Origin of the sequence: Paraburkholderia piptadeniae (assembly GCF_900007165.1) — a bacterium.
GTDB classification, from domain to species: Bacteria; Pseudomonadota; Gammaproteobacteria; order Burkholderiales; family Burkholderiaceae; genus Paraburkholderia; species Paraburkholderia piptadeniae.
This window is the reverse complement of the sequence record NZ_CYGY02000122.1, coordinates 1-26,662: the sequence shown is the minus strand read 5'-3', so window position 1 is coordinate 26,662 and position 26,662 is coordinate 1. Positions and strand designations below refer to the sequence as shown.

General features: G+C 62.9%; 26 protein-coding genes and 1 pseudogene. 11 read left to right on the top strand and 16 right to left on the bottom strand.

Annotated features, from left to right (window positions below; genetic code table 11):
• Together BN2476_RS48930 and BN2476_RS41440 are read left to right on the top strand one after the other, a co-directional pair.
• Nucleotides 1-127: pseudogene (locus BN2476_RS48930) on the top strand (MotA/TolQ/ExbB proton channel family protein); the annotation flags it as partial.
• 15 nt (nt 128-142) lie between these two features.
• Nucleotides 143-562, top strand: a complete 420-nt coding sequence (locus tag BN2476_RS41440) for an ExbD/TolR family protein (protein WP_087739943.1) — start codon at nt 143-145, stop codon at nt 560-562.
• A 418-nt stretch (nt 563-980) separates the two neighbouring features.
• On the opposite strand, the gene BN2476_RS41435 is transcribed toward BN2476_RS41440, so the two are convergent.
• On the bottom strand, nt 981-1,961 hold the full coding sequence (locus BN2476_RS41435) for a LysR family transcriptional regulator (protein ID WP_087739937.1): 981 nt from the start codon (nt 1,959-1,961) through the stop codon (nt 981-983).
• A gap of 122 nt (nt 1,962-2,083) precedes the next feature.
• Between BN2476_RS41435 and BN2476_RS41430 the strand changes: the two genes are divergently transcribed.
• From BN2476_RS41430 to hemP, 4 genes are all read left to right on the top strand, one after another.
• Complete coding sequence (locus BN2476_RS41430; RefSeq protein WP_087739936.1) at nt 2,084-2,956, top strand: pirin family protein; 873 nt, start codon at nt 2,084-2,086, stop codon at nt 2,954-2,956.
• A gap of 167 nt (nt 2,957-3,123) precedes the next feature.
• Nucleotides 3,124-3,522, top strand: coding sequence for an OsmC family protein (locus BN2476_RS41425; protein WP_087739935.1), 399 nt, complete (start codon nt 3,124-3,126; stop codon nt 3,520-3,522).
• A gap of 37 nt (nt 3,523-3,559) precedes the next feature.
• Nucleotides 3,560-4,051, top strand: coding sequence for an SRPBCC family protein (locus BN2476_RS41420; protein ID WP_087739934.1), 492 nt, complete (start codon nt 3,560-3,562; stop codon nt 4,049-4,051).
• A gap of 139 nt (nt 4,052-4,190) precedes the next feature.
• A complete protein-coding gene (gene hemP / locus BN2476_RS41415) occupies nt 4,191-4,475 on the top strand; it encodes a hemin uptake protein HemP (protein WP_087739942.1) in 285 nt (94 codons plus the stop codon).
• A 301-nt stretch (nt 4,476-4,776) separates the two neighbouring features.
• Here the strand turns inward: hemP and BN2476_RS41410 are convergent, their stop codons facing one another.
• The 6 genes from BN2476_RS41410 to uvrB form a co-directional block, all read right to left on the bottom strand.
• Nucleotides 4,777-5,184, bottom strand: a complete 408-nt coding sequence (locus tag BN2476_RS41410; RefSeq protein ID WP_087739933.1) for a GlcG/HbpS family heme-binding protein — start codon at nt 5,182-5,184, stop codon at nt 4,777-4,779.
• A 43-nt stretch (nt 5,185-5,227) separates the two neighbouring features.
• Nucleotides 5,228-6,634: a 4Fe-4S binding protein gene (locus tag BN2476_RS41405; protein ID WP_087739932.1), complete on the bottom strand. Its 1,407-nt coding sequence runs from the start codon at nt 6,632-6,634 to the stop codon at nt 5,228-5,230.
• Nucleotides 6,631-7,476 carry an FTR1 family iron permease gene (locus BN2476_RS41400; protein WP_087739941.1) on the bottom strand — a complete coding sequence of 282 codons (846 nt, stop codon included), beginning with the start codon at nt 7,474-7,476 and terminating at the stop codon, nt 6,631-6,633. The genes BN2476_RS41405 and BN2476_RS41400 overlap by 4 nt, the downstream gene beginning before the upstream one ends.
• Before the next feature lie 66 nt (nt 7,477-7,542).
• On the bottom strand, nt 7,543-7,875 hold the full coding sequence (locus BN2476_RS41395; protein ID WP_087739931.1) for a cupredoxin domain-containing protein: 333 nt from the start codon (nt 7,873-7,875) through the stop codon (nt 7,543-7,545).
• Nucleotides 7,876-7,948: 73 nt separating this feature from the next.
• On the bottom strand, nt 7,949-8,497 hold the full coding sequence (locus BN2476_RS41390; RefSeq protein ID WP_087739930.1) for an iron transporter: 549 nt from the start codon (nt 8,495-8,497) through the stop codon (nt 7,949-7,951).
• Nucleotides 8,498-8,858: 361 nt separating this feature from the next.
• Nucleotides 8,859-10,952 (bottom strand): excinuclease ABC subunit UvrB, encoded by a 2,094-nt coding sequence (uvrB, locus tag BN2476_RS41385; RefSeq protein WP_087739929.1) that lies wholly within the window; start codon nt 10,950-10,952, stop codon nt 8,859-8,861.
• 377 nt (nt 10,953-11,329) lie between these two features.
• Here uvrB and BN2476_RS41380 point away from each other — a divergent pair, with 377 nt between their 5' ends.
• Nucleotides 11,330-12,529, top strand: coding sequence for an amino acid aminotransferase (locus BN2476_RS41380; RefSeq protein ID WP_087739928.1), 1,200 nt, complete (start codon nt 11,330-11,332; stop codon nt 12,527-12,529).
• Between the two features lie 187 nt (nt 12,530-12,716).
• Here BN2476_RS41380 and BN2476_RS41375 read toward each other — a convergent pair whose 3' ends face one another.
• Together BN2476_RS41375 and BN2476_RS41370 are read right to left on the bottom strand one after the other, a co-directional pair.
• Nucleotides 12,717-13,967, bottom strand: a complete 1,251-nt coding sequence (locus BN2476_RS41375) for a DUF3734 domain-containing protein (protein ID WP_087739940.1) — start codon at nt 13,965-13,967, stop codon at nt 12,717-12,719.
• A 15-nt stretch (nt 13,968-13,982) separates the two neighbouring features.
• A complete protein-coding gene (locus tag BN2476_RS41370) occupies nt 13,983-14,780 on the bottom strand; it encodes a 3-hydroxybutyrate dehydrogenase (RefSeq protein WP_087739939.1) in 798 nt (265 codons plus the stop codon).
• A 213-nt stretch (nt 14,781-14,993) separates the two neighbouring features.
• Between BN2476_RS41370 and BN2476_RS41365 the strand changes: the two genes are divergently transcribed.
• The gene (locus BN2476_RS41365) at nt 14,994-15,965 is read left to right on the top strand and encodes a potassium channel beta subunit family protein (RefSeq protein WP_087739927.1); all 972 of its coding nucleotides are present in this window, start codon (nt 14,994-14,996) and stop codon (nt 15,963-15,965) included.
• A 186-nt stretch (nt 15,966-16,151) separates the two neighbouring features.
• A complete protein-coding gene (locus BN2476_RS41360) occupies nt 16,152-16,997 on the top strand; it encodes a 23S rRNA (adenine(2030)-N(6))-methyltransferase RlmJ (RefSeq protein ID WP_087739926.1) in 846 nt (281 codons plus the stop codon).
• Between the two features lie 107 nt (nt 16,998-17,104).
• Here the strand turns inward: BN2476_RS41360 and BN2476_RS41355 are convergent, their stop codons facing one another.
• From BN2476_RS41355 to cueR, 4 genes are all read right to left on the bottom strand, one after another.
• Nucleotides 17,105-18,139 (bottom strand): ABC transporter substrate-binding protein, encoded by a 1,035-nt coding sequence (locus tag BN2476_RS41355; RefSeq protein WP_087739925.1) that lies wholly within the window; start codon nt 18,137-18,139, stop codon nt 17,105-17,107.
• 193 nt (nt 18,140-18,332) lie between these two features.
• Complete coding sequence (locus BN2476_RS41350; RefSeq protein WP_087739924.1) at nt 18,333-18,683, bottom strand: hypothetical protein; 351 nt, start codon at nt 18,681-18,683, stop codon at nt 18,333-18,335.
• A 199-nt stretch (nt 18,684-18,882) separates the two neighbouring features.
• Nucleotides 18,883-19,029, bottom strand: a complete 147-nt coding sequence (locus BN2476_RS41345; RefSeq protein WP_087739923.1) for a DUF3563 family protein — start codon at nt 19,027-19,029, stop codon at nt 18,883-18,885.
• A gap of 284 nt (nt 19,030-19,313) precedes the next feature.
• Nucleotides 19,314-19,739 (bottom strand): Cu(I)-responsive transcriptional regulator, encoded by a 426-nt coding sequence (gene cueR, locus BN2476_RS41340; RefSeq protein WP_087739922.1) that lies wholly within the window; start codon nt 19,737-19,739, stop codon nt 19,314-19,316.
• A gap of 135 nt (nt 19,740-19,874) precedes the next feature.
• Between cueR and BN2476_RS41335 the strand changes: the two genes are divergently transcribed.
• Together BN2476_RS41335 and BN2476_RS41330 are read left to right on the top strand one after the other, a co-directional pair.
• Complete coding sequence (locus BN2476_RS41335) at nt 19,875-20,084, top strand: heavy-metal-associated domain-containing protein (protein ID WP_087739921.1); 210 nt, start codon at nt 19,875-19,877, stop codon at nt 20,082-20,084.
• Nucleotides 20,085-20,098: 14 nt separating this feature from the next.
• The gene (locus BN2476_RS41330) at nt 20,099-21,013 is read left to right on the top strand and encodes a dTDP-4-dehydrorhamnose reductase family protein (RefSeq protein WP_087739920.1); all 915 of its coding nucleotides are present in this window, start codon (nt 20,099-20,101) and stop codon (nt 21,011-21,013) included.
• A 24-nt stretch (nt 21,014-21,037) separates the two neighbouring features.
• On the opposite strand, the gene BN2476_RS41325 is transcribed toward BN2476_RS41330, so the two are convergent.
• Genes BN2476_RS41325 through imuA form a run of 3 tightly spaced genes read right to left on the bottom strand, consistent with a single transcriptional unit; the run spans nt 21,038 to nt 26,300 of the window.
• Nucleotides 21,038-24,187, bottom strand: a complete 3,150-nt coding sequence (locus tag BN2476_RS41325; RefSeq protein WP_087739919.1) for an error-prone DNA polymerase — start codon at nt 24,185-24,187, stop codon at nt 21,038-21,040.
• 6 nt (nt 24,188-24,193) lie between these two features.
• Nucleotides 24,194-25,663, bottom strand: coding sequence for a Y-family DNA polymerase (locus tag BN2476_RS41320; RefSeq protein ID WP_173819723.1), 1,470 nt, complete (start codon nt 25,661-25,663; stop codon nt 24,194-24,196).
• Nucleotides 25,593-26,300, bottom strand: coding sequence for a translesion DNA synthesis-associated protein ImuA (gene imuA, locus BN2476_RS41315; protein WP_087739918.1), 708 nt, complete (start codon nt 26,298-26,300; stop codon nt 25,593-25,595). The genes BN2476_RS41320 and imuA overlap by 71 nt, the downstream gene beginning before the upstream one ends.
• Nucleotides 26,301-26,662: the final 362 nt, after the last annotated feature.

Sequence of the window (26,662 nt, the reverse complement as noted above, 5' to 3'; positions counted from 1 at the left end):
CAACAACGCGATCGTCAGCAAGCTGAGCCGCTTCGCCCACGGCCTCCATGCGTTCTTCGTGACGGGCGCGCGCCTGTCGTCGACGAAGCGCGGAGACGGTCTCCGGCTCGCGTCCCGTGCCAACTAACCAGGAGGCATGGCGATGGCAATGAGCCCTTTTGCCGGCGACGATGACGACGGCCTCATGAACGAAATCAACATGACGCCGCTCGTCGACGTCATGTTGGTTCTCCTGATCGTCTTCATGGTGACGATCCCGGTGATCCGCCACGCGGTGAAGATCGACCTGCCGCACGCGAGCAGCCAGAAGGAAGACACAAAGCCCGCGCAGGTGACGGTGTCGATCGACGCCGACGGCAACGTGCTGTGGGGCGACCAGAAAATCTCCGACGACGCGCTGCAGGCGAAGATCGCCGCGGCTGCGCAGCAGAATCCGCAGCCGGAACTGCATCTGAGCGCGGACCGCAAGGTTGCGTACGAGAAGGTAGCGGACGTGATGTCGGCGGCGCAGGCGGGTGGCCTGACGAAAATCGGCTTCGTCACGCAGCCGAAAGCGCACTGAGCGCGCCACCGCGTTCGTCGTTCTTCGAAGAAAAGCCCTGCTTTTCAGGGCTAAATGTAAAAGGCCTTCATCGTCGGATGAAGGCCTTTTTTCGTGCGCACTCGGCGCCTTCGGGCGGCGGGATTATTTACCATCGCTTCTGCTCTGGATCTGATCACCGCATGCAGCAGCCGTGGTTGACACGGACAGCGCGGTCAGCCCTATCAGGCTCACTATCAAAGCGGCCGTCAGTTTTCGCATAGGACACTCCTTAGCGAAGGGATTTCAATATAAGCCCGCGAGCGCGTGCGTACAAGCCTGCGGCCATTGAAAGTATCCATCGCCGTTCGCGCTTAAATGGCAAAAACGATATTTGCCGTGCGGCGTGCGCTACGTTCACGTTCGCTCGCGTGGATACGGCGCGATGCGATGTGATGCGTCAGATTGCATCCGCCTTCAGACGCAGCGGCTTCGCTTCGCGCTCCGGGCATTCCTGCTGGATATGCTTGCCCGTGTCGGGGTCGAGCATCTCGACCAGATAATCGACGAAAGTCCGCACGGCTGGCACCATGCCCTGCCGCGACAGGAACACCGCGTATAACTGCGGCGACGGCAGCGTCCAGCCCGGCATCACGGGCGACAGGCGTCCGCTGCGCAGCGCGGCGCCATACATCATCTCCGGCAGCGCCGCGATGCCGACGCCCGCGAGCGCCGCTTCCGTGATCATCATCAGATCGGCCGTCACGAGGCGTGGTTCGTGCTCGTGCGCGTGGCGCATGCCGTCGGGCGCGATCAGATTGAACACGTGGCGTCCGTCGCCCGTCGGCGTGTCGAGCGTCTCGAAACGGTTCAGATCGGCGGGCGCGAGCGGCGGCGCATTCTGGCTCAGCAGGCTCGGCGCGCCGACCAGCATCTGCTGCGTGCGCCACAGCGGCCGCACGACGATATTCGCGCTCTCCGGCGGCTCGGAGCGCACGCGCAGCGCAACGTCGATCGAATCTTCGAACAGATCGACGACGCGGTTCGTCACGCGCATCACGACGCGCACCTCGGGATAGCGATGCATGAATTCCGGCAGGATCTGCGACAGGATGGTCTGCGAGATCGTCACGGGCACGCTGACGCGCACCGTGCCACGCGGCGACGAGCGCAGCTGCTGCACGACATTGACGGCCGCCTGCGCCTCGGAAAGCATCGCCTGACAGTGCTGGTAGAACAGTTGCCCCGCTTCCGTCAGCGCGAGCTTGCGTGTCGAGCGTTGCAGCAGACGCACGCCCAGCGACGCCTCCAGTTCCGTCAGGCGCCGCGACAGACGCGACTTCGAAATGCCGAGCACACGCTCTGCGGCGGAAAACCCGCCATGTTCGACGACCTGCGAAAAGTACATCAGGTCGTTGAGGTTATGCGAATCGATCTTCATGTCATCGTTTCACTAGCAGAACAATCCATTGCGACAGGCGGCCTGTTTTGGCCAAAATCGGTCCATATAATAGTCGCATGTTTCAGAAATAACGCTATTCCCCATTTTTCGAGGTGACTTTGATGAGCGCGACCCGCACGATCGAACGCACATATCCTTCCGTTCGCACGGTTGAAGGCGGTGGCTTCGTCGTCCACCGCCCGTTTCCGACACGCATGCTGATGGACTTCGATCCGTTTCTGCTGCTCGACGAAATGGGCCCCGTCGACTACGCGCCCGGCGAGGCGAAAGGCGCGCCCGATCACCCGCATCGCGGCTTCGAAACGGTGACTTACGTGCTCGAAGGCCAGTTTGGCCACAAGGACTCGGCGGGCCACTCGGGCACGCTGCGCGCAGGCGATGTTCAATGGATGACGGCCGGTTCCGGCGTCGTGCACAGCGAAATGCCGGACCCGTCGTTCGTCGCGACGGGTGGCCGCGTGCACGGTCTGCAACTGTGGGTGAACCTGCCTAAGCGCGACAAGATGATCTCGCCGCGTTATCAGGAGATGCCGTCGGCCGGCATTCCCGTCGCGACGTCCGACGACGGCAAGGTGCGAGTGAAGGTGATCGCGGGCGAGGCGCTCGGCATGAAGGCCGCGATCGAAACGCGCACGCCCATTCTGTACCAGCATTTCACGCTGCAACCGGGCGCGCGCATCGTGCATCCCGTGCCGCGCGACTATCGCGTGTTCGCTTACGGGCTCTCGGGCAAAGGCTTCTATAGCGACGAGCAGCTCGAAATCGGAGCGCAGCAGATGATCGTGTTCGACAACGACGGCGACACGGTGACGATGGCCGCCGGCGACGAGCCGCTCGACGTGCTGCTGTTCGGCGGCGTGCCGCTCAACGAGCCCGTCGTGCGCTATGGCCCGTTCGTGATGAATACGGAGGACGAAATCCGTCAGGCCGTCATCGATTATCAGGCGGGACGCATGGGGCAGATCACGCATTGAAACGCCCTACTTCCCCGAGGTATCGGTTTTTCGCGCGGCGCGCCCTGTCCGCCGCCCTATCCGCGAATCGCAGCAAATTCGTTCACAATAGCAACCTGAGAAAAGCAACCTGAGCCGCGCGCCGCGTGATGCGCCGCGCGGCATCACCTTTCCCGCAAGGAGCGCGCATGGCAGACACGAAGGTCACGGCACACATCGGCTCGACGAATTATCAGGTGATGTTCGACGACGGCGCGCATACGTGGATCGCCGACGAACCCGAGTCGCTCGGCGGCGCAGATCGCGGCCCCACGCCGAACTCGCTACTGCTGTCGAGCCTCGGCGCGTGCACGTCGATTACGCTGAAGATGTATGCGCAGCGCAAAGGCTGGGCGCTCGAAGAAGTGCGCGTGACGCTGTCGATCCAGAAAGAAGGCGACGGCACGGCCATCGACCGGCAGATCGTGCTGACGGGCGATCTGTCAGACGAGCAGCAGGAACGGCTTCTGCAAATCGCCAATTCGTGTCCGGTGCACAAGATCCTGAGCAATCCGATTTCGATCCGTACGGGCCTGGCTGTTGCTTGACGCTATAAACCTTGGGCTTTAGAAGGAAGCTGCCGTCTTGAACTTCGAACATCTGATCCAGATTAACGATCCGCTGAATCCGCTCGTCGAAGCGCTGACGCGCGAGCAGCTGTGGGAAGGGCTCGTGCTGCGCGCCGAGCAGCCGCAGCTGTTCGTCATCGGCCTCGACAGCTGCTCGATCCTTTCGCGCACCGACAGCACAATGGAGCGCGAACTGCACTACGGCCAGGCGACCGTGCGCGATCGCGTGACGCTCACGCCGAAGGACAGCGTGCGTTACGACATCCTCGCGACGGCCGAATACGTCGGCGGTTCGCTGACGATGACGATCGAGCAGCCTGACGAGTTGCAGCTCTTTTTGCGCTTCGAGTACAAAACGAGCCTGCCGTCCGCCGACGACAACGGCGATCCCGACGCGCGTCAGACGGAAGAGATCGTGAAATCGGCGTATCGCGAGTCGGACATCGACACTGTCCGCCTGATCCGCCAGTACGTCAGCGCGCGCAACACGCCTGATCAGCTGCATTAAATCCTGCGCGCCGCCGGACGCTCCGCGCGGCGCAATCTCCTGCCTATCGAAACGTCTTGCCGATTGATTTCGCGGTCTTGTAAATAGAAATGGTTATCATTTAGAATCAATCCAACAAATCGACGAACCGATGGCAAGCATGACAAACACGACGCGCTCTTCCACGCTCAGCCTGCGCCGCCCGGCGGCCGCGGCACTGACGGCCGGCCGCCCGACGAAATCCGTCACGACGGCGTCCGCCGAACGCCGCACCGGCAACGACAACGGGAGCGGCAATAACGCCGCGCAGGCCGCCGAACGGACTGAGCGCGTATTGACCAGCGACGCGCTGCTTCAGGGCCGCAGCCACGTGAGCATCGTGCATAACGGCGAGACGTATCAGCTGCGCGCGACGCGTCTGGGCAAGCTGATCCTGACCAAGTAACGATTGCAGCAAAACCGGGTATTGTGGGGACCACCTCTCCGAGAGGTGTTAGGCACTAGCCAGCCACGACGGCTTGCACGCGAGATCTAGACCCCTTCGTGCAGACACCAAGCCAGCCGTCTCAGCCAGCCAGGCCGCTTTTTTGGGTTCTCACCGCGGATCGCACCGCAAAGCGCGCGCAACGAATCGCGCGACGTTCAAACGATATGAAGCCGTGTGGATGAAGACATCCACACGGCTTTTTTGTCTTTGAAGGCGTGTCCGAGGAATCGCAAGCCTGAGCCGACGACAGAAAAACGCGTCAGCCGATCTCCAGCGCGGCGATGCCCGCGCGCGCGACCGCCGCATCCTGCTCCGATTTCACGCCCGATACGCCGATCGAGCCGACCGTCTCGCCGTCCACGACGATGGGCACGCCGCCCTCGACCATCGCCGTGATCGGCGCGCTCAGAAACGCCGTGCGGCCCTGCTTGATCACGTCTTCGTAGACCTTGGTTTCGCGGCGTCCGAGTACGGCTGTGCGCCCCTTCGCGATCGCCATTTCGACCGTGCCCGGCGCAGCGCCGTCCATCCGGTGCAGATGGAGCAGATGACCGCCATCGTCGAGGATGGCGATCGTCACGATCCAGTGATTGGCCACCGCGTGCGCTTCGGCGGCGGCCGCCATTTTCTTGACGTCTTCGTCGGTCAGTACGGGTTTGGTTCTCACAGGCTGCCTCGCTGGAAAACGCGGTGGAAAACGCGGTGCGCCTTCAGTGCGTCCAGCCCCAGAACATCAGCCACCACGCACTATCGACGACCGCCAATGCCGCCATGAACCATACCATCGCGAGCCCGCGCTGCAAAATGCGCGCGGTGTAGCGGCGCGTCACGAGCCACGCGAGCCACGCGCTCCACGCGTTCGCGATCACAAGAATCGCGATGCGCAGATCCGAAGCCCAGTCGATCGGCACATGCTCGGCCTTCAGCAGCGACAGCGTTGTTGCCGAGAGCCCGAGGAACACGCCCGTGCCCGCAATCGGAATCAGCGCCTGCGCGAGATGATGCAGGCGCGTCGTATCGAAGCGGCCCAGCGTGCGCGCCGCGCCCGCCAGTAGCGCCAGCAGCGCCGTGCCGTAGAACGCGCCCGTCGCGAGGATGTAGCCGATGATCATCCCGCCGTCGAGCCACGAGAAAACGTCGTTCTGCTCCGGATAGTGCGTGAACACGAACCACGGTGCATTCGTGTCGAGCGGCCACATGATGTCGTGATCGATGAACCACGTCGCGAGCGTCTGCTTGACGTCGATGAACCACGGCGAGCCCGTCCAGTGGAACGCGCCGATCGCGATGCCGAGCAGGCCGTACAGGATCAGCGCCGTGTCCCAGGCGTTCGCCTGCTTGTCGCCGAGATCGACCACTTCCGACGACGGCTTGCGCCACGTCAGCGCAATCGCGTCGCGGTGCCCGCTGCAACGGCCGCACATATGGCACGACGACGCGCCCTTCATGTTGCGCAACGGCACGAGCGGCGCGCAATTGATGGGAATCACGCGATGACCGTGCTCGCCCTGCTTGTACGAGCGGCGCCACGCGTCTTCATCGACCTTGTAGTGAAACGGCGCGAGGCGCGCCAGAAGCGAAAAGACCCCGTTCACGGGGCACAGGTACTTGCACCAGACGCGCTTCTCCCGGCCGTAGAGCAATCCGATGACCATCGCGCCCAACGTGGAGCCGCCGAGCACCAGCAGGACCGCTTTCGGATACTGGTAGACGCTGACCATCTGGCCGTAGATCGTCGTCAGGCCAAATGCGACGAATGGCCAGCCGCCCCAGCGCATCCAGTGCGGAATCGCGCGGCCTCGTCCGTATTTGCTTGCGAACTCCGAAAGCGCGCCTTCGGGGCACAGCACGCCGCACCACACGCGGCCGAGCATCACCATCGACAGCAGCACGAACGGCCACCAGATGCCCCAGAAAACGAACTGCGCGGCTAGCGTCAGGTTGCTCCACAGATGCGCGGAGTCGCCCGGCAGTTCGGTGAACGCGGGCACAAGAATCAGAAACGCGTAGACGCCAACGACCACCCACTGAATGCCGCGGATGACAGCGCCGTGGCGCTGCATCCAGTGGCCGACTTCCGCAAGCCGGCTGCGGCGATTCGCAACGACACTGCTCATGCCGCGCGCCCCGCGGGTTGCCGCGCCGGGCCACGCTTCGCGCGGCGCAGCAGCAGCCAGACGACGGCCCAGTACAGCGCGTACGTGATCAGGTTCATCAACGCCGGGTGAGCGCGATAGCCGGTGAGCGTCGCGACGAGCGAGCCGAACGTGGCGGAGTCGTCGAGGATCATCGACGTGTTCCACAGCCGGTCGACGATGGTCGGCAGGATTTCCTTGTCGATCAGCTTGTCGACGCCCGTCTGGAACAGGCCCGCGCCGAGGAACAGCAGCATGATTTCCGTGATGCGGAAAAAGAGCCGCCACGAAAAGATCTTGCCGCCCAGTTGCAGCACGTAGAACGTGATGAGCGCAAGCCCAAGGCCGACGATCACGGCAATCACCTGGCTCGCGTCCACATGGCCCGACTGGCCGAAGCCGAGACCGTACAGGAAGATCACCGTCTCGCTGCCCTCACGCGCGATCGCGAGCGCGACGAGCACGGCGATGCCCCACCAGTTCGCGTCCTGCGTGCTCTTCTTGAGCGACTGTTCCATGTCCCGTTTGAGCGTGCGGCCGTGCGACTTCATCCACAGCACCATCTGCACGATCAGCACGCACGCGATCAGCACCATCGCAGTCTGGAAATAGTCCTGCGCATCGCCCGACAGCACCTCGGTGAATCCGACCAGCGCCGCGCCCAGGCCGATCGCGGCCAGCACGCCCACCGCCACGCCCGCCCACAGGTACGGCAGACCATGGCGCGCCTGTTCGTCGCCATTCTTCAGCCACGCGTACAGAATCCCGACGACGAGCAGCGCCTCGACGCTCTCCCGCCAAACGATGAACACTACCTGACCCATCGAAACCTCCAACTGCTTCAGTGGACGCCGCGCGTCCGTGTTACGGCTCGTGCTGCCGCGACGACGTCACTTGGCGACGATCACGCCCTGCGCCTGTTGATGGAAATCGTCAAAAAACTTGTACGTACCGGGATCGAGCGGGGCGATCACGACGACCGATTCGGCGCCCGGCGCCAGAACCTTCTCTTTGCGCAGCTCGACGCTCTCGAATTCCGCAGCGCCTTTACCCGTGTTCTTCACTTCGATTCTGACGCGCTTGCCGGCGGGCACTTCGATACGCGCCGGATTCAGCTTGCCGTCCGTCATTTCCAGCTTGAACGTCACGGCTTCGTCCGCGTGCGCCAGCCCGATGAACGATGCCGCCAAGGCGAGAACGGCGATCTTCTTGTTGACTCTCATGCACCCTTCCTGGAAATGCGGCGCGCTCTCGCGCCGCTCACTTCATTGGAGATCGCGATGCGATCGACAGCGATCAGTACCCACCCTTCTTGCCGATGCCCGCAAACGCGAAATCGTACTCGAGCGTGAACGACTTGAACCACGGACCGACGCCCGTTTCCTTGTCGACGTGACGGCCGAACGCCATATGACCCGTCTGCATCGGCGGTTCGACGATCAGCTTCAGGTGATACTTGCCTGGGCCGGCGAGCTTGACGTTGTCGCCGTAGTGCGGACCGTCGTCGGCGACCATCGGCATCAGATCGCCCTTCTGGTCATAGCTCGAACCCGGCTTGGTCAGCTCGTAGCGCACTTGCAGATATGGCATCCAGTCGCCCTCGGCGAAACCACTCGGATTCTTCTTGACCGCGTGGATGTCGGCCTCGAGGTGGATGTCGGAATCCGATGCCTTACGCATCATGCCTTCCGGATCCATCGTGATCGGCTGCAGATACACGGCGCCGATTTCCATGCCGCCCTGGATTTGCTGCTTGCCGATCGGATACTCGGCGGCCGACGCCGACATCGCGGCAACGGCAGCGAGGACAGCAACCCCGCTGCTCAGAATTGACGAAACGCGCATTGAAACTCCTTTGTTTTTTTAGACTGAAGCAAGGAAAAGCTGAAAACGGAAAACGCGCGTCGAAGAGGTTTCGCATGCGCATTTCTTTACGTCTCTTTCGCCAATTGTTCGATGCTGCCTGCGCAAGTGCGAAAGCAGTAACGAACGGTAATGCGAACCATTCTCAATACACGATTCAGTTTATCACTGTTCAGGGGGAAGAACAAATGCGAATGCGTTGAAAGCCTTGCTGCAACAGGGTCTTACGGAAAGCTTAAGCGCCATTTTCAGAAGGATGGCGCCGTTGCAATCCGGCGAACGGACGTGCGCGGCGGCGAAGCGCCGCACCCAAGTCGTCTGCCTTATAGGGCAGCACCGAAACCTAATCCGTGCCCGTCAGATGATCGCCGACGTTTGCGCCGAACACTCGCTCGCGCAACAGGGCGATCTCATCGCGCACCCGAGCCGCCTTTTCGAATTCGAGATTCTTCGCGTGCTCCATCATCTGTTTCTCGAGCCGCTTCAGCTCCTTCGCGACCTGCTTCTCGGACATGTCTTCGAACTTCGCACGGACTTGCTGCTCCTTCAGTTCGGCGCGCGCCTCGTCGACGTTGTAGACGCCGTCGATGATGTCCTTGATCCGCTTCACGACGCCGCGCGGCACGATGCCCATCTGCTCGTTGAACGCGATCTGCTTGGCGCGCCGCCGCTCGGTCTCGTCGATCGCGCGCTTCATCGAATCCGTAATCCTGTCCGCGTAGAGAATGGCCTTGCCGTTCACGTTGCGGGCGGCGCGGCCGATCGTCTGGATCAGCGAGCGCTCGGCGCGCAAAAAGCCTTCCTTGTCCGCGTCGAGAATCGCGACCAGCGAGACTTCCGGAATGTCCAGTCCTTCGCGCAGCAGATTGATCCCAACCAGCACATCGAACGTGCCCAGCCGCAAGTCGCGGATGATTTCGACACGCTCGACGGTATCGATGTCGCTGTGCAGATAGCGCACCTTCACGCCGTGATCGGCGAGAAACTCCGTCAACTGCTCGGCCATGCGCTTGGTCAGCACGGTGACGAGCACGCGGTCGCCCGCGGCCACGCGCTCGTTGATCTCGGCGAGCACGTCGTCGACCTGCGTGCGCGCCGGCCGCACATTGATTTCCGGATCGACGAGGCCCGTCGGACGCACGACCTGCTCGGCCACCTGCCCCGACGTCTTTTTCTCGTAGTCGGCGGGCGTTGCCGATACGTACACGACCTGGCGCATCTTGCGCTCGAACTCGTTGAACTTGAGCGGCCGGTTGTCGAGCGCGGACGGCAGCCGAAAGCCGTAGTCGACGAGATTTTCCTTGCGCGCGCGGTCGCCGTTGTACATGCCGTTCAACTGGCCGATCAGCACGTGCGATTCGTCGAGGAACATGATCGCGTCGGTCGGCAGATAGTCGACGAGCGTCGGCGGCGGCTCGCCGGGCGCGGCGCCCGAGAAATGCCGCGAGTAGTTCTCGATGCCTTTGCAGAAGCCCAGTTCCTGCAGCATTTCCAGATCGAAGCGCGTGCGTTGTTCGAGCCGTTGCGCTTCGACGAGCTTGCCGTCGTTGTAGAAGAACTCGAGCCGGTCGCGCAGTTCGGACTTGATCGTCTCAACGGCACTCATCACAGTCTCGCGCGGCGTCACGTAGTGCGACGACGGATAAACGGTGAAGCGCAGAATCTTCTGACGCACGCGGCCCGTGAGCGGATCGAACAACTGAAGCATGTCGATTTCGTCGTCGAACAGTTCGACGCGCACCGCCATTTCCGCATGCTCGGCAGGAAAAATATCGATCGTGTCGCCGCGCACTCGGAACGAACCGCGCTGGAAATCGGCCTCGTTGCGGTTGTACTGCATCGCAATTAGACGCGCGATGATGTCGCGCTGACCGATCTTGTCGCCGGTGCGCAGCGTCAGAATCATCTGGTGATATTCCGACGGATTACCAATACCGTAGATCGCCGACACCGTCGCGACGATCACGACGTCGCGCCGCTCCATCAGGCTCTTCGTCGCCGACAGACGCATCTGCTCGATGTGCTCGTTGACCGACGAGTCTTTTTCGATGAAGAGGTCGCGTTGCGGCACATACGCTTCCGGCTGGTAGTAGTCGTAGTACGAGACGAAGTACTCGACGGCATTGCGCGGAAAAAACTCGCGAAACTCCGCGTACAGCTGCGCAGCGAGCGTCTTGTTGGGCGCGAAGACGATGGCCGGCCGGCCGAGACGCGCGATCGTGTTCGCCATCGTGTACGTCTTGCCGGAGCCCGTCACGCCGAGCAGTGTCTGGAACGACAGACCGTCCTCGACGCCTTCGACGAGCGTGTCGATCGCCGTCGGCTGGTCACCAGCGGGCGGATACGGCTGATAGAGCCTGAACGGCGAGTCCTCGAACGTCACGAATTTGGATTCGTCGAGAGCCTCGTTGACTTCACTCAGATGATGTTCGGACATGGAAGCGGCACCTCGGCCCCGGAGCAAACGACTATTCTAGCGTTTTGCGAACTGTCGGGCCGACGGCTCACTTCGCGTCTGAAACCGTGCCGGACCACCCGCGCCGTTGCGCCTGAAATCACGTGTTTTGCAGCGAAAAAACCTCGCCAGATCGCTGTTTTCATTGCTAATTAATCCGCATGCCAACGCGCCCGGCGCGAAAAACCCCGGCGAGATTCGTTACAATGGCACGTTCGCGCCCGGGCGGCTGTCGTCGAACGCGTGATCGGGACCCGAGCATGGCTCCCGCCGCAAGTTCCGAACCTGGCCGCCTCAAGCCGCATGCGGTTCCTAGCAGCATCCGAAGTCGACCCTCTTTTCACTACTGCCGAATCATCATGTCTCTGTTCTCCGCCGTCGAACTTGCTCCCCGCGACCCGATTCTGGGCCTGAACGAAGCCTTCAATGCCGACACGCGCACCACCAAGGTCAATCTGGGTGTTGGCGTGTACACCAACGAAGAAGGCAAGATTCCTCTGCTGCGCGCCGTCCGCGAAGCAGAAAAGGCACGCGTCGAAGCTGCGCTGCCGCGCGGTTATCTGCCGATCGAAGGCATCGCCGTCTATGACGCAGCGGTGCAGAAGCTGCTGCTCGGCAACGATTCGCCGCTGATCGCCGCCGGCCGCGTCGTGACGGCGCAGGCGCTGGGCGGCACGGGTGCGCTGAAGATCGGCGCGGACTTCCTGAAGCGCCTCAATCCGGCGGCGAAGGTCGCGATCAGCGATCCGAGCTGGGAAAACCACCGCGCACTGTTCGAAAGTGCTGGCTTCGAAGTCGTGTCGTACCCGTACTACGACGCGAAGACGCATGGCGTGAACTTCGAAGGCATGCTGTCGGCGCTCAACAGCTACGCGCCGGGCACGATCGTCGTGCTGCACGCGTGCTGCCACAACCCGACTGGCGTCGATCTCTCCGTCGACCAGTGGCGCCAGGTGGTCGATGTCGTGAAGGCACGCGAACTGGTGCCGTTCCTCGACATCGCCTATCAGGGCTTCGGCGACGGCATCGACGCCGACGCGGCCGCCGTGCGCCTCTTCGCGCAATCGGAGCTGAACGTGTTCGTGTCGTCGTCGTTCTCGAAGTCGTTCTCGCTGTACGGCGAGCGCGTCGGCGCACTGTCGATCATCACGGGCGGCAAGGAAGAAGCTGCGCGCGTGCTGTCGCAACTCAAGCGCGTGATCCGCACGAACTATTCGAACCCGCCGACGCATGGCGGTGCCGTCGTCGCTGCGGTGCTTGCCTCGCCGGAACTGCGCGCAACGTGGGAAGCGGAACTGGGCGAAATGCGCGATCGCATCCGCGCGATGCGCAATGGCCTCGTCGAGCGTCTGAAGGCGGCGGGCATCGACCGCGACTTCAGCTTCGTCAACGCGCAACGCGGCATGTTCTCGTACTCGGGTCTGACGGCGCCGCAAGTTGACCGTCTGCGCGAGGAGTTCGGCATCTACGCCGTCGGCACGGGCCGTATCTGCGTGGCCGCGCTGAACACGCGCAATCTGGACGTCGTGGCCAACGCGGTTGCTGCCGTCCTGAAATAAGTCGCAGAGAGACGGGGCGAAGCGCCGTCTCTTCTCGCATGCAGTTAATGCCAGTCAAAAGGCGCTCCTCGTGAGCGCCTTTTTCATGTCGTGCCGACTCACACTCATGCCGACTCGATCGCATGTCGACGCGACGGCAACCGAGAGTTCAATGCCGCACGTCACCGACAGGCGTCGAACACCACGCTCAACGTGAATCGCGATGAATATCGTGCGTGACGAAGCTCGCTTCGTTGTCCGGCATGTCGAGCCAGCCCGGTTGCGCAAGCGAGTTGCGGATATCGTCCAGACCGCTTTCCCAGTGCTGATGCATCGTCGACAGGCCGAACTGGTAGTCCTTGTAGTGCCCTTCGTATTCCTTGTCCCGGTAGATCAGGTGAATGATGTTGTAGCGTTTCGAGCAGGCGAGTTGCTCCGCGAGCTTGCACCACGGATCGTTGCGATGCTCGGGCGACACGCGGTCGAGCACTTCGCGCAGTACATGCCGAAAGCGCTGGGAATGTTGCATCGTGTCCGTGACGAAGCGCGTCCGGCTCGAATACTGAATGTCTTTGACCCGCCCCTGCACGTCGGTGATGTTGTCGGGCACAGGGCCGATCGCGCTCCACAGATCGACCTGAAAGGCGAGCGTATCGCGGCGCGGACTTGCCTGCGCCACCTCGGCGAGCGGCGTATTCGACATCAGTCCGCCGTCCCAGTAGTACTCGCCGTCGATCTCGACGGCGCCGAAGCCCGGCGGCAACGCGCCTGACGCCATGAAATGCTCGGGCTTCAACGTCGTATGCGAGTTGTCGAAGTAGGCGAAGTTGCCCGTGTGCACGTTCACCGCGCCGACCGACACGCGCATCTCTTTCGAGTTGATCCGGTCGAAGTCGCATAGCCGCTCGAGCGTCGCCTTGAGCGGCGTCGTGTCGTAGTAGCTCGCGTTTTGCGGTGGAACCGACACGGCAGGCAACGGCGGCGGAAAGCGCGGCGTGAAGAAACCCTTCTGCCCGTCGACGAGCGCGCCTACTGCCTGCATCGCCGTGAACATCTTGCGTACCGCGTCGTTCGAGTTGAAAAGCGCGTGCTCGATGGACGGCGGCACGGGCGGACCGTAGGCCGGCTGGCAGATCGTCTCCCAGAACTCGTGCAGCTTTTCGACGCGATGCCGGGGTGCATTGCCCGCGATGATCGCCGTGTTCAACGCGCCGATCGAGATGCCCGCAAGCCAGTTCGGCAGAATACCGGCCTCGTCGAGCCCCTGGTAGACGCCCGCCTGATACGCGCCGAGCGCGCCGCCGCCCTGCAGCACCAGCGCGACCGTTTCGTACTGAGGCAGCTCGATGTGATGACTGGCGCGCACGCCGGACGACACGCCCACCCGTTCGCCCTCCTCCGCACCGGCGCCGCCGGCGCGCGCCCGCTTCACGCTGCGTTGTGACTCGCGTTGCGCCATCATCACCCTCCGTTCTTATTGCATGTACCAGCCGTGGCTCACGATGAATGACTGACCTGTGAGCGCAGCCGTCGGGAATGCCGACAGAAACAGGACCGTCTGCGCGACATCTTCAACGGTCGTGAATACGCCGTCCACCGTGCCGCCCAGCATCACGCGCTTGACCACTTCTTCCTCGCTGATGCCCAGTTCCTTGGCCTGCTCCGGAATCTGCTTGTCGACGAGCGGCGTGCGCACGAAGCCCGGACATACGACATGCGAACGCACGTTGTGTTTCGCGCCTTCCTTGGCGAGCACGCGCGCAAGACCGAGCAGCGCATGCTTGGCCGTCACGTATGCCGACTTCAGCGGCGACGCTTCGTGCGAGTGCACCGAGCCCATGTAGATCACGATGCCGCCGCGATCGTCCTTGTACATGTGCTTGAGCGCGGCCTTCGTCGTGAGGAACGCGCCGTCGACGTGGATCGCCTGCATCTTCTTCCAGTCGGAGAACGAGTAGTTCTCGATCGGGTTGACGATCTGAATGCCTGCGTTCGAGACCAGGATATCCACCGAGCCGAGTTCGGCCGCGACCTTGTCGATGCCCTGATTAACCGCGTCTTCGCTCGTCACGTCCATCGCGACGCCGAGCGCCTTGCCGCCCGCCTTCCTGATCTCTTCGGCGACGGCATTCGCGCCGTCCTGGTTCAGGTCCGCGATCGCGACGGCCGCGCCCGCCGCCGACAGCGTCAATGCGATCTGCTTGCCGATGCCGCTCGCCGCGCCCGTGACGACGGCGACCTTGCCTTTCAGACTCTCATTCGATGACGACATCCAGAACCTCCATGCGGGTTGATTGAGCAATGAGAACATGGCGCGCAGATAGCGTGAAGCTGGCTGAACGGCATATGCCGTTCGGTCGATTGCTGCACTGCGGCCGACTTCGCTATTGTGCATGAACCGACGCGAATGAAACACCAAAGGCACGTCTTGCGGAATCGGATTAATGTTTGAGGTTCCGGCGACGATACTTACAAGGAGATCTGGATGAACTACCGACGTCTCGGCCGTTCCGGCCTGCAGGTCAGCGAGCTGTCGATCGGCTCATGGGTGACTTACGGCAATCAGGTGGACCGGCGCGCCGCGCGGGAATCGCTGGCGGCTGCGCGCGACGCGGGCGTCAACTTCTTCGACAACGCCGAAGTCTATGCGGGCGGCAGATCGGAAGAGATCATGGGTGAGGCGCTGAAGGAACTGAACTGGCCGCGCGTGAGCTATGTCGTCTCCACGAAGTTTTTCTGGGGGCTCAACGAAGCGCCCAATCAATATCACACGCTCAATCGCAAGTACCTGCTCAACGCGATAGACGGCTCGCTGAAGCGTCTGCAACTCGATTATGTCGATCTCGTGTTCTGTCATCGCCCCGACCCGAACACGCCCATCGAAGAGACGGTATGGGCGATGAGCGACATGATCGCGCGCGGCAAGGCACTGTACTGGGGCACGTCCGAATGGAGCGCCGACGAGATCCGCGCGGCCTATGAAATCGCCGAGCGGCATCATCTGCACAAGCCCGTGATGGAGCAGCCGCAATACAACCTGTTTCACCGCAAGCGCGTCGAATACGAATATCGACGGCTCTACGAGGACATCGGCCTCGGTCTCACGACGTGGAGCCCGCTTGCTTCCGGACTGCTCACGGGCAAGTACCGTAACGGCGTGCCATCCGGAAGCCGCGCGGAACTGCAAGGCTACGACTGGCTCCGCAAGGAAGTCACCGACGCGGGCAGGAACAGCATCGTCGGCCAGCTAGGCGAAGTCGCGGACGAACTGGGCTGCACGGTGGGGCAGCTTGCGCTTGCATGGGTCCTGACGAATCCGAACGTCAGCACGGTCATCACGGGCGCATCGCGCGTCGAGCAGATCCTGGAAAACATGAAGGCGCAAGATGTCGCCGAGCAGATCACGTCGGAGATCAAGTTCAACATTGAAGCGATTGTCGGCGACGCATACGACTAGGTTTTCGAAGAGCCGCGTGTCGGACATGGATCGAGCGCGGATCGGGCACAGGTCGATCCGATCATGCGTTCGGCCGGAACGGCGTACCGCCGGCTTTGACCACGCTGCTCGCTTACCTCGTTCGCTTACCTCATTCACGTACAATACCGGGCCGCATAATCCGCCTCCTCTAGCGCTTTCATCGCCATGCTCAGTTATCGCCACGCTTTTCACGCAGGCAATCACGCCGACGTCCTGAAACACGCAGTCGTCGTGCAACTGCTGCGCTATCTCGGACAGAAGGACAAGGCGTACTGGTATATCGACACGCACGCTGGCGCAGGTGTGTATTCGCTGAAAGAAGGGTACGCGACCAGGACCGCTGAGTTCGAAACGGGTATCGCGAAGCTGTGGAATCGCAAGGACTTGCCGCCCATGATTGCGGAGTATGTCAATGAGGTATCCGCGCTGAATGCCGACGGCGAGTTGCGTTTCTACCCGGGCTCGCCTTATCTCGCGTGGCGGCTGATGCGCGAGCAGGACCGCATGCGTCTGTTCGAATTGCATAGCACCGAAATCGACGTGCTGCGCCACAACTTCCGCGATGCCGGCCGGCGCGCGATGCTGTTCGATGGCGACGGCTTCGATGGCATCAAGACGCTGCTGCCGCCCGCGCCGCGCCGCGCGCTCGTGCTCGTCGATCCGTCCTATGAAGATAAGCGCGATTACGCGCGCACGCTGACGTGCATCGAGGAAAGTCTGAAGCGCTTTGCGACGGGAACGTATGCGATCTGGTATCCGCAAGTCACGCGTCCGGAGTCGCAGCGGTTTCCCGAACAGCTGAAACGGCTGCAGGACAAGAACTGGCTGCATGTATCGCTGACGGTCAGCAACCCGCCCAGCGATGGCTTTGGACTCTTCGGCAGCGGCATGTTCATTCTGAATCCGCCCTACACGTTGCCGAAGATGATGAAGGAAACGCTGCCGTGGCTCGTCGAGACGCTCGGTCAAGACAAGGCCGCGCAGTTCAAGATCGAACATCGCGGCGACTGAGCCACATTGGGCCGAACGCGGACTCGGCCTCAGCGATACAGCAAAGCAAGCGCGCGCGTCAGCGAAGAAGCCAGCACGTAAGACGCTGCTTCCTCGCAACGCCCGAACTACTTGGTTTGCTCGTCCGCCTTGCGCGCAAAGTCGTTCGTATAGGTCGCCTTCAGGTCGATCTTCGACGCGTCGAGCCGCGTATCGAACGACGAAAGCGCACGCAAGGCCGTCGGCGGCCCGTCCGCCGGCATCAGGCCATCCGGCGAATAGGCTTCGCGAACGTTGTGAAAGGCATCGATATACAGCGCCTTGTCGTTGAGCAGATAAGCGGGAGGCACCATCTTCACGATGTCGGCGTCGCCGGCAGTCTGAAGCCAGCGGTCCGCGCGCACGATCGCGTTGGCCAGTGCCTGAGTCGTCTTCGGATATTTCTGGATGAAGCTATCCGGTGCGTAGAGCGTCGCCGCGGGCATCGTCCCGCCGAATACTTCCTGCGTGCCCTTCACGGTGCGGGTATCGACCAGCACTTTGATGTCGCCCGAACGCTGCAGTTTGGTCATCATCGGATCGACATTCGATAGCGCGTCGACCTGTCCGTTGCTCACGGCGGAAATCACCGTCGCGCCGCTGCCGACGCCGATCACCGAGATATCGCTGCGTTGTACCCCTGCCTTGCGCAGCGCGACGGTCAGCACGAGGTCAGTCGACGAACCCGGCGCGCTCACGCCGACCTTCGCGCCTTTGAAATCCGCCAGAGTCTTCAGCGTTCCGGCCTTCTCTTTCGTCACCGCCACGGCGATCTGCGGCGCGCGGCCCATCAGCACGAACGCGCGATAGTGCTGGCCTTTCGCCTGCATGAAGATTGTGTGTTCGTAGGCGCCCGCGCCGACATCCGCGCTGCCGCCGACCACGGCTTCCAGCGCCTTCGATCCGCCCGCGAAGTCCTCGAGCGTCACGTCGAGGCCTTCGTCCTTGAAAAAGCCCAGTTGCTGCGCGGTCAGCACGGGAAGGTAGTAGAGGCCCGGCAAGCCTCCGACCGCCATCGTGAGCTTCGGCTTCTCGGGCGTCTCCTTCGCGATGGCGGGATACGTCGCGAGCGCGAGCAGCGCTGCACATGCGCCCATGGCACGCCGGAACCAGAGGTTAGGCATTCGTCGTCTCCTGTCTTTTTCGAGTTGTTCGTCGCGCTGCGTTGAACGCGTTAAACGCGTGTGCCGCGAGCGATGATTGCGCAACGATTGTCGTCGGATGATCTGGCGCGCGCCATGCGCCGAAACCCGAATCAAGGGTGATCATTCCGCGCGCGCAAAGCGCGAATGGGTTGTGTGGAGCGAACCGGCCGATCTATTGCGAGCGAGGCGTGGGCCGTGGATGCGGCTGAGGCTGGGGCGGCGGATACGGCGCCGGCGCACCGCCCGGCACCTGGATATACGGCGCGACGATATACGGCGTCGAACCGTTGTTGTACGGCAATTCTTCGGGTGCCGCGATTGGCTGGGCTTCGACGATGCGTCTCGTCGAAAGCGGTCCCGTTTGCAGTATGGTGCCGCTCTGGCCGTCGCTGATGCCGCTCTGGGTATCGAGAATCAGCGGCTGACGGCCCGCCGGCGAAGCGGCAAACACCGCCGATGCCGCCCCCAGCAGCACGACGGTCGCTGCGGACCGCAGCACAAGCATCGAATGGTCTGAAAACATGAGCGCCCCGGTTGATTGTAGGAATGCCGGTTATCGCGAAAACATCCTACATTACCGCGACGACGACGTTCCGGCTAGTCGTCGAAGCCGCCGCGCGCGATCCGCCGGCGCCAGATGCGACAAAGCCCCGCGTGGCGGGGCTTGCGTATCGCTTGGGGCTCGCGGCGAACAACATGCCGCGTAGGCTGGGGCGATCGACTTACAGCGAGTAGCCGTTGCTTTCGAGCGCGCGGATACGCTGCTCGAGCTGAACGATATCCGACGACGCTGCGAGGTAAGCCTCACGGCGGCTACGTTCAGCAGTTTCAAACCAGTTGCTCAGCTTTTCGACCAGAAACGCAATCATGATGAACTCCAAGGATCAGTTAAGAATCCCCGGTGGGTTGGACATCAGGGATTTCCCGTAGAAGGGTTAACCCGAATTATAGCGTTCCGGTGCAACCTTGCCAGTGAATTGCCCGAATGATGTGCATTCCGTTTTGGAATGGTGCGTCTTAATTTCCTAGGCAAGCCTTTGATTTGCGGCCGATTTTTTTGAGATTCATCGCGAAATCAGCCTGAAGACGCGTCACAATCGCACCAATTCGGTGCAGCCGTGGGCGATTGAGCACAACGTAGCGTCGCTGTTTTTCAATGGCCGTGACAATCGGGCGCGTCATCTATCGGATCGACAGCGGCGAGGCCTTCGATGATCGGGCAATCCGGCCGGTCATCGCCGTGGCAATGCTCCGCGAGATGGGCCAAGGTGTCGCGCATCTCGGTCAGTTCGGCGATGCGGTGATTGAGTTCCGCGACGTGCTCCAACGCGATCGATTTCACTTCCGCACTCGTGCGCGTCCGGTCCTGCCACAACGCCAGCAGCCTGCGGATGTCCCCGACTGCAAAGCCCAGCCGCCGCGCCTGGCGGATGAAGCGCAGCGAATGCACTTCCTGCGCGCCGTAAACCCGATATCCCGCCGAGGTCCGCTGTTTCGCCGCGAGCAATCCGACGCTCTCGTAGTAGCGGATCATTTTCGCCGTCACGCCCGACGCGCGGGCCGCTTGACCGATATTCATCGCCCGTTCCCCATTTTGCTTTCACGATATGTCGCATGATTCTTGACCTTCCCACGATGGGAAGGTCAATCATCTAGCTGCCGGTCAACAGGCATAATTCAATGGTTGCAGGACTGACAAGCTAAAGGAAAAAGCATGAGCATCGAATTCAAGGTAGAAGGCATGAGCTGCCAGCATTGCGTCGCGGCCGTTACGCGCGCCATCCAGGAACACGACGCGCACGCGCAGGTTCACGTCGATCTGCCCGCGGGCAAAGTCGCCGTCCAGTCGGGGGCATCCGTCGACACGCTCAAGGCCGCCATCGACGACGCCGGCTACACGGTCGTCGCCGTCGACGGCCATTGAGCCGGGGAACGCGGATGTTCAAGGTCGCCGTTATCGGCGCATCGGGTCTGTTGGGGCGGGCCGTCGTCGGCGAGCTCGCCCGGCAGAGCGACTGGCAGCTCGTGCAGACGGCATTCAGCCACCTGGGCCCGCAAAGCGTCAGGCTCGACATTCGTGACGCGGATGCCATCACGCAGTTCGTCGACGACGAGCAACCCAATGCCATCGTGATCGCAGCGGCCGAGCGCCGGCCGGACGTGTGCGAGCACGATCCGGCGCTCGCGCGCGCGTTGAACGTCGACGCCGTGCGAACGATTGCGTCGTCGGCGCGGCGGCACGGCGCATGGGTGCTGTCCATTTCCACCGACTACGTCTTCGACGGTACACAGCCGTCCTATCGCGAGGACGCGGCGCCATCGCCGATCAACGCATATGGCCGCAGCAAGCTGGATGGCGAGCGGGCGCTCGCAGAATCGACCGACCTGGGCTGCGTGCTGCGCTTGCCGCTGCTGTTCGGGCCGATCGTGGGTTGGCACGAGTCGGCGGTGACGAGTCTCGTGCCCGCTATTGCCGCGTCGGCAAGCGTGGCGCCCGACGCGAAAGCCGCCGTGATGGACGCGTGGGCGATCCGCTATCCGACGTATACGCCGGACGTGGCCGTCGTCGTGCGGCAGTTGCTGGAGCGGCTCGCACACGGCGAGGCGGTGTGCGGCACGGCGCAGTGGTCCGGCGACGAACCGATGACGAAGTACAAAATCGCGCAACGCCTCGCCGACGCGCTGCAAATCGACGCGCAACTCACGCCGCTGCACACACCAGCCGACTCGACGCCGCGCCCGCACAACTGCCATCTGGACTCGTCGCGGCTCGAAGCGCTCGGCATCGGCCGGCGCACGCCATTCGATACGGCGATCCGGCAGGTGCTCGCCCAGTTTCCGTGGCGCGGTTAGCGGGGCATAAAGCGGCGCGGACGATCAGTGGAAGTCGCGGCTCGTCGATTGCAGCCCGCCCAGCAGATGCGACATGTCGACGAGCCGTTGCGCCACGAGGTGCCGCACTTCGCCCTCGCATTGCCACGTGCCGTAGACGGCGAGCAGCGATGCGCCCAGCGCTTCCCGCCTCTGCTTCTCCAGCAGGCTCGGCCACACGATCACGTTGACGTTGCCCGTCTCGTCCTCGAGCGTCACGAACAGCACGCCTTTCGCCGTGCCGGGCCGCTGCCGCACGGTGACGATCCCGCATCCGCGCGCGAGGCGTCCATTGCGATAGTTGCGCAACGTCGACGCGGGCATCAGGCGCTGCTCCAGCAGCACGGGCCGCAGCAGTTCCAGCGGATGGCGGCCGAGCGTCAGCCCCACTGACCGGTAATCCGCGACGATGTCCTGCGCCTCCGACGGCGCACCCAGTTCGGGCGTGTCATCCTGGACGGCGGCGACAAACAGCATGTCCTTGTCGGGCACGGCGGCGACCGAATGCCACAACGCCTCGCGCCGGTTGCCCGCCAGCGACGACAACGCATTCGCGTCGGCGAGCACATGCAGGTCGTGCCGGTTGAGTTGCGCCCGACGCGCAAGATCGTGGACGCTCCTGAACGGGCGCACCGCGCGCGCATTTTCGATGCGCTCCGCCGCGCCGTCCTTCATCCCGCGCAACAGCGACAGCCCGAGGCGAACGGCGGGACGCGCGCTGCCCGCCACTGTTTCGAGCGCAGAATCCCAGCCGCTGACGGTCACATCGGCGGGCAAGACGATCACGCCATGCCGCCGCGCGTCCTGCACGAGTTGAGACGGCGTATAGAAGCCCATCGGCTGGCTGTTGAGCATCGCGGCGAGAAACGCCTCGGGCTCGTGGCATTTCAGCCAGCTGCTCGTATAGACCAGCAGCGCGAAACTCGCCGCGTGGCTCTCCGGAAAGCCATATTCGCCGAAGCCCTTGATCTGCTCGAAGATGCTCTCGGCGAAACTCTGCGGGTAGCCGCGTTCCTGCATCCCGTTGACGATGCGGTCGTAGTATTTTTCGAGCCCGCCCTTGCGCTTCCACGCGGCCATCGCGCGGCGCAACTGATCGGCTTCGCCCGGCGTGAACCCCGCCGCGATAATCGCGACCTGCATCACCTGCTCCTGGAAAATCGGCACGCCGAGCGTGCGTTCGAGCGCGATCTTCAGCTTGTCGCCCGGATAGTCGACAGGTTCGAGCCCCTGCCGCCGTCGCAGATACGGATGCACCGCTCCGCCCTGAATCGGCCCCGGCCGCACGATCGCGACTTCGATCACGAGATCGTAGAACGTTTCCGGCTTCAGACGCGGCAGCATGCTCATCTGCGCGCGCGATTCGATCTGGAACACGCCGATCGTATCGGCGCGCGAGATCATGTCGTAGGTCTCTTCGTTTTCGGGCGGAATGTCCTGCATCTCGAAGCGTTCGCCGCGCCGCTCCGACACGAGATCCAGCGTGCGCCGGATCGCCGACAGCATGCCGAGCGCGAGCACATCGACCTTCAGCAAGCCCAGCGATTCGAGATCGTCCTTGTCCCATTCGATCACGGAGCGATCGACCATCGCCGCGTTCTCGACGGGCACGAGCCGCGTGAGCTTGCCGCGGCTGATCACGAAGCCGCCCGAATGCTGCGACAGATGGCGCGGAAAATTGAGCAGTTGCGATGCGAGCCGCGCCCACGCCTGAATCAGCGGCTTCTCCGGGTCCAGCCCCGACTCCTCGAAGCGCTTGAGCAGATCGTGGCTCGTATCGAACCAGTGATGCGACTTCGCGACGGTATCGACGATCTGCGGATCGATACCGAGCGCCTTGCCCGTCTCGCGCAACGCGCCGCGCGGCCGGTACGTCGACACGGCCGCCGCGATCGCCGCGCGGTCGCGTCCGTACTTGCGATAGATGTACTGGATCACTTCTTCGCGCCGCTGGTGTTCGAAGTCCACGTCGATGTCGGGCGGCTCGCCCCGCTCCTTCGAGATGAACCGCTCGAACAGCATGTTGCCGCGTGCCGGATCGACCTCGGTGACACCAAGGCAATAACACACAGCCGAGTTGGCCGCCGATCCGCGCCCCTGACACAGGATGTGCTGGCTGCGCGCGTAACGCACGATGTCGTAGACGGTCAGAAAATACGGTTCGTATTTGAGGTCCGCGATCAGCGCGAGTTCGTGCTCGATCTGCTCCTGCACGTTGTGCGGAATGCCCGAAGGAAAACGCCGCTGCGCGCCGAAATACGTCTCCTGACGCAGGTATTGCGTCGGCGTGTAGCCTTCGGGCACGATTTCGTCGGGATATTCGTAGCGGAGTTCGTCGAGCGAAAACGCGCAGCGCGACAACACGCTGGTCGTCTCGCGCAACGTATGCTCGGGATACAGATTCGCGATGCGCAGACGCGAACGCAAATGTTGTTCTGCATTCGGCGCGAGATCATAGCCGCATTCGTGCACCGGCCTGCCGACGCGGATCGCCGTCATCGTGTCCTGCAGCGGCTTGCGCGAGCGCACATGCATCACGACCTGACCCAACGCGACGACGGGCACGTTCTGCTTGCCCGCGACATATTCGAGCGCGCCGCGATGAATGTCGTCCATCGCGCGCTGATGCAGCACGAGCCCGACCCATGCACGGCCGGGAAACGTCTCGTCGAGCCATTCGATCTGCGCTTCGAGCGCATCTTCGTCCGCGGGAAAATCGGGAACGAGGATCGCGAGGCAATCGGACATGCCGCGCAGATGCGCATTCTCGCGATCGGGCCGCGACAGATCGTGCGGTGTGAGGCGATACTCGCCCTTCGGCGCGCGTGTGCGCGCGAGCGTGATCAGCTCCGACAGATTGCCGTAGCCTTCGCGATTCTGCGCGAGCAGAATCAGGCCGAACGCGGGCGAGCCATCGGCATTGCGCAACCGAAAATACGATCCGATGACGAGCGGCAAGCCCACTTCCTTTGCCGCGACATGCGCGCGCACGACGCCCGCCAGCGAGCATTCGTCGGTGATGGCGAGCCCCGAATAACCAAGCTGAAACGCGCGCCCGGCGAGTTCTTCCGCATGCGACGCTCCATGCAGGAACGTGAAGTTCGAAAAGCAGAACAGCTCGGCGTAGGCCGGCAACGCGTTGAATGTCGTGTCCATCGCGCGTCATCCGAACAGGCCGTGCAGGAACCAGCGCGGCTCCTCTTCGGCATCGCGGCTGCTGATGCGCTCGCGATAAACCCAGTAGCAGCTGCGGTCTTCGCCTTGCATGACGAAGTAATCGCGCGTGACGAATGCGCCGTCGAACCACCCCGCTTCGATCCGCTCGCCCGGCGACACCGTCTTCAGCGGCGAGCCGTAAAACGGCCGGTGCTGACGCATCAGCAGGCGCACGGGTGTCGCCAGCATCCATGTCGGACGCGGCAGGCTCTTCGGCAACTGCATCTTTTTTTCCGCGTGGTTCACGGACACCCAGCGGTTCGCGATCTCCGGCCGGTAGTCGGCCGTCGGCGCGGGACGCAACACGTTTTCGTCGCCGAGGCGCGCAATCAGCAGCTCGATCAGCCGCGCCTGATCCGCCGGCGAGCCGCCCGGCTCGGGAAAGAGCTGATCGCTGGCGGGCGCGGCCGCATCGACCTTCGACGCATCGAGCCGCACCGCGATAGCCGGGGCATCCAAGATGAGGCGATGCAGTCGCTCCTTCACGAGACGCAGCAGATGGTCTTCGCGCCAGGCGGCCTCGCCCAATGCGATGTCGATCGACGTCGGAGCGATGGCTTCGCGCCCGCGCTCGTGCTCGAACGACAGCGTGATCGCCGTCACCGCCAGTTGCTTCGCGCACAGCCAGCCGCACAGCTGCACGATCAGACGATGCGCGGCGAACACGGCGCCATCCGCATGCTCCAGACGATCGGGCAATTCGAGGCGCGCGCTGAACGTGGGCGGCAGCTCGAGCCAGTCGAACAGTTCCGGCGCAGTGCCGAACGCGCGGTCGAGCGAATCCAGCAGATGCGCGCCGCAGCGCCGCTGCAGACCCGCGCGCGGCAGACGGCGCACATCGGCAATCGATTCGCAGCCCAAACCGCCGAACCAGTCGGCAAACGGACGGATCTCCGGCACGGCGAGCATCGGCAGCGGCCCGAGCACGCGCTCGAGCGACGCGAGTTGCAGCACGCGCCGGTTGCCGTGTTTCGCCAGAAGCCACGCGCCCTGCCCCGTCGGCGCGGCGCTGATGCGCGCCGTCAAGCCGAGCGCGTCGAGAACCGCCTTCGCCTGGCGGCATAGCGACAACAGCCCGCCGAAAAGCCGCAAGCTCGCGCCGACTTCGACGAGCACCGTCGCTTCGTCAAGCAACGTGACATCGGGCGAAAACTTCATCAGCGCCACGCCGACTTCGCGCTGCGCCGCGTTTTCACGCGCGATGTCGCGCTCGTACAGGGCCGTTTCCGGCGACAGCGTCAGCACGCCACCACGCTTCATACCCAGTCGCACGCCGGCTGCGCGGGCTGCGCTGTCGGCAATCGCGACCTTGTCCTTCTCCAGCACCGCGCTGCCGTGCACCGGCTCAGGCGACCACCTCGGTCGAAAGACCTCGAGCGGTAACTTCGGCAGATGGACGGCGAGAAAGACGCGCATGGCGGGAAAACAGAACGGGAGTGGGTTGAAGAGGAATCGACAGAGGCTCCGCGCGTGTTGGACCTCGTCGCTTTACGATGTCGACCATCAGACCGTCGGCCGAGGGGCGTAACGCCAGCCGCAATAGCGCCGGCGATGAATCCTGAGCCGAGGCGAGCGGCCGGACCATGATGAAGAGCGTCTCCGACGACTGCGCAGCCAGATGGAGACGCCGCAGCGACGACGCCTGCGCATGCTGCGCCCACAGGATCAGCGCGCCGCAACTGCCGGCACGCAGGATCTGTTCGGCGGCCCAGAAGGCGTCGGCGCTTTTGGGGGCTTTGATCTGCAGCAGCCTGTCGAGCGAAAGCCCGATGTAATTGAGGCCTAGCCCATCCGGTATATGAGGCGGCTGAACGAGAGCAATGAGCCGATCGCCAAGTGAACTCAATGCCGGCCGCAACAGCCGCATCTCGCCGACACCCGGCACCTGGACCAGCAAATCGACAAGCGCGCCGATGGGCCAGCCACCGCCGGGCAACTCCGTCGATAACGCGGGATAGCCAGTGTCGAGCGTGCGCCGCCCGCCGCGCGCGAGTTGTGAGGCTCGCCATAGCGACGGATGAATCTCTTCGGCACGGGTAGCGGTGGCTGACATCGATGTAGGAAAACACCTGTATATTTGTACAGTATCCTACACGGAAAATTGCAGGGTGGAATCGTGCCCTTTTTTGGCGTGGATTTGTTTTTTTATGAATTAAATGTCACGTCTGATGGGTTTTCTGTGCTTTAAAGCTTTTAAAAGCGCTGCAATGACGGTTATTGTGCGTCAAGATCGGGATATCCTGGATCGCTGGATTGGGACTTTTGGCAGATTTCCGGTAATGAACATCGATGCCTTGTCCGATGTTTGTGTGGATGATCGATTTCCATGAACAGCGGCTGTCACAGGTCATTGCCCGCGACGTCGCGTTGCTGGGTGAGACCGGCTGTCAGAGTGCGATCAGCGATGCCCTGCGT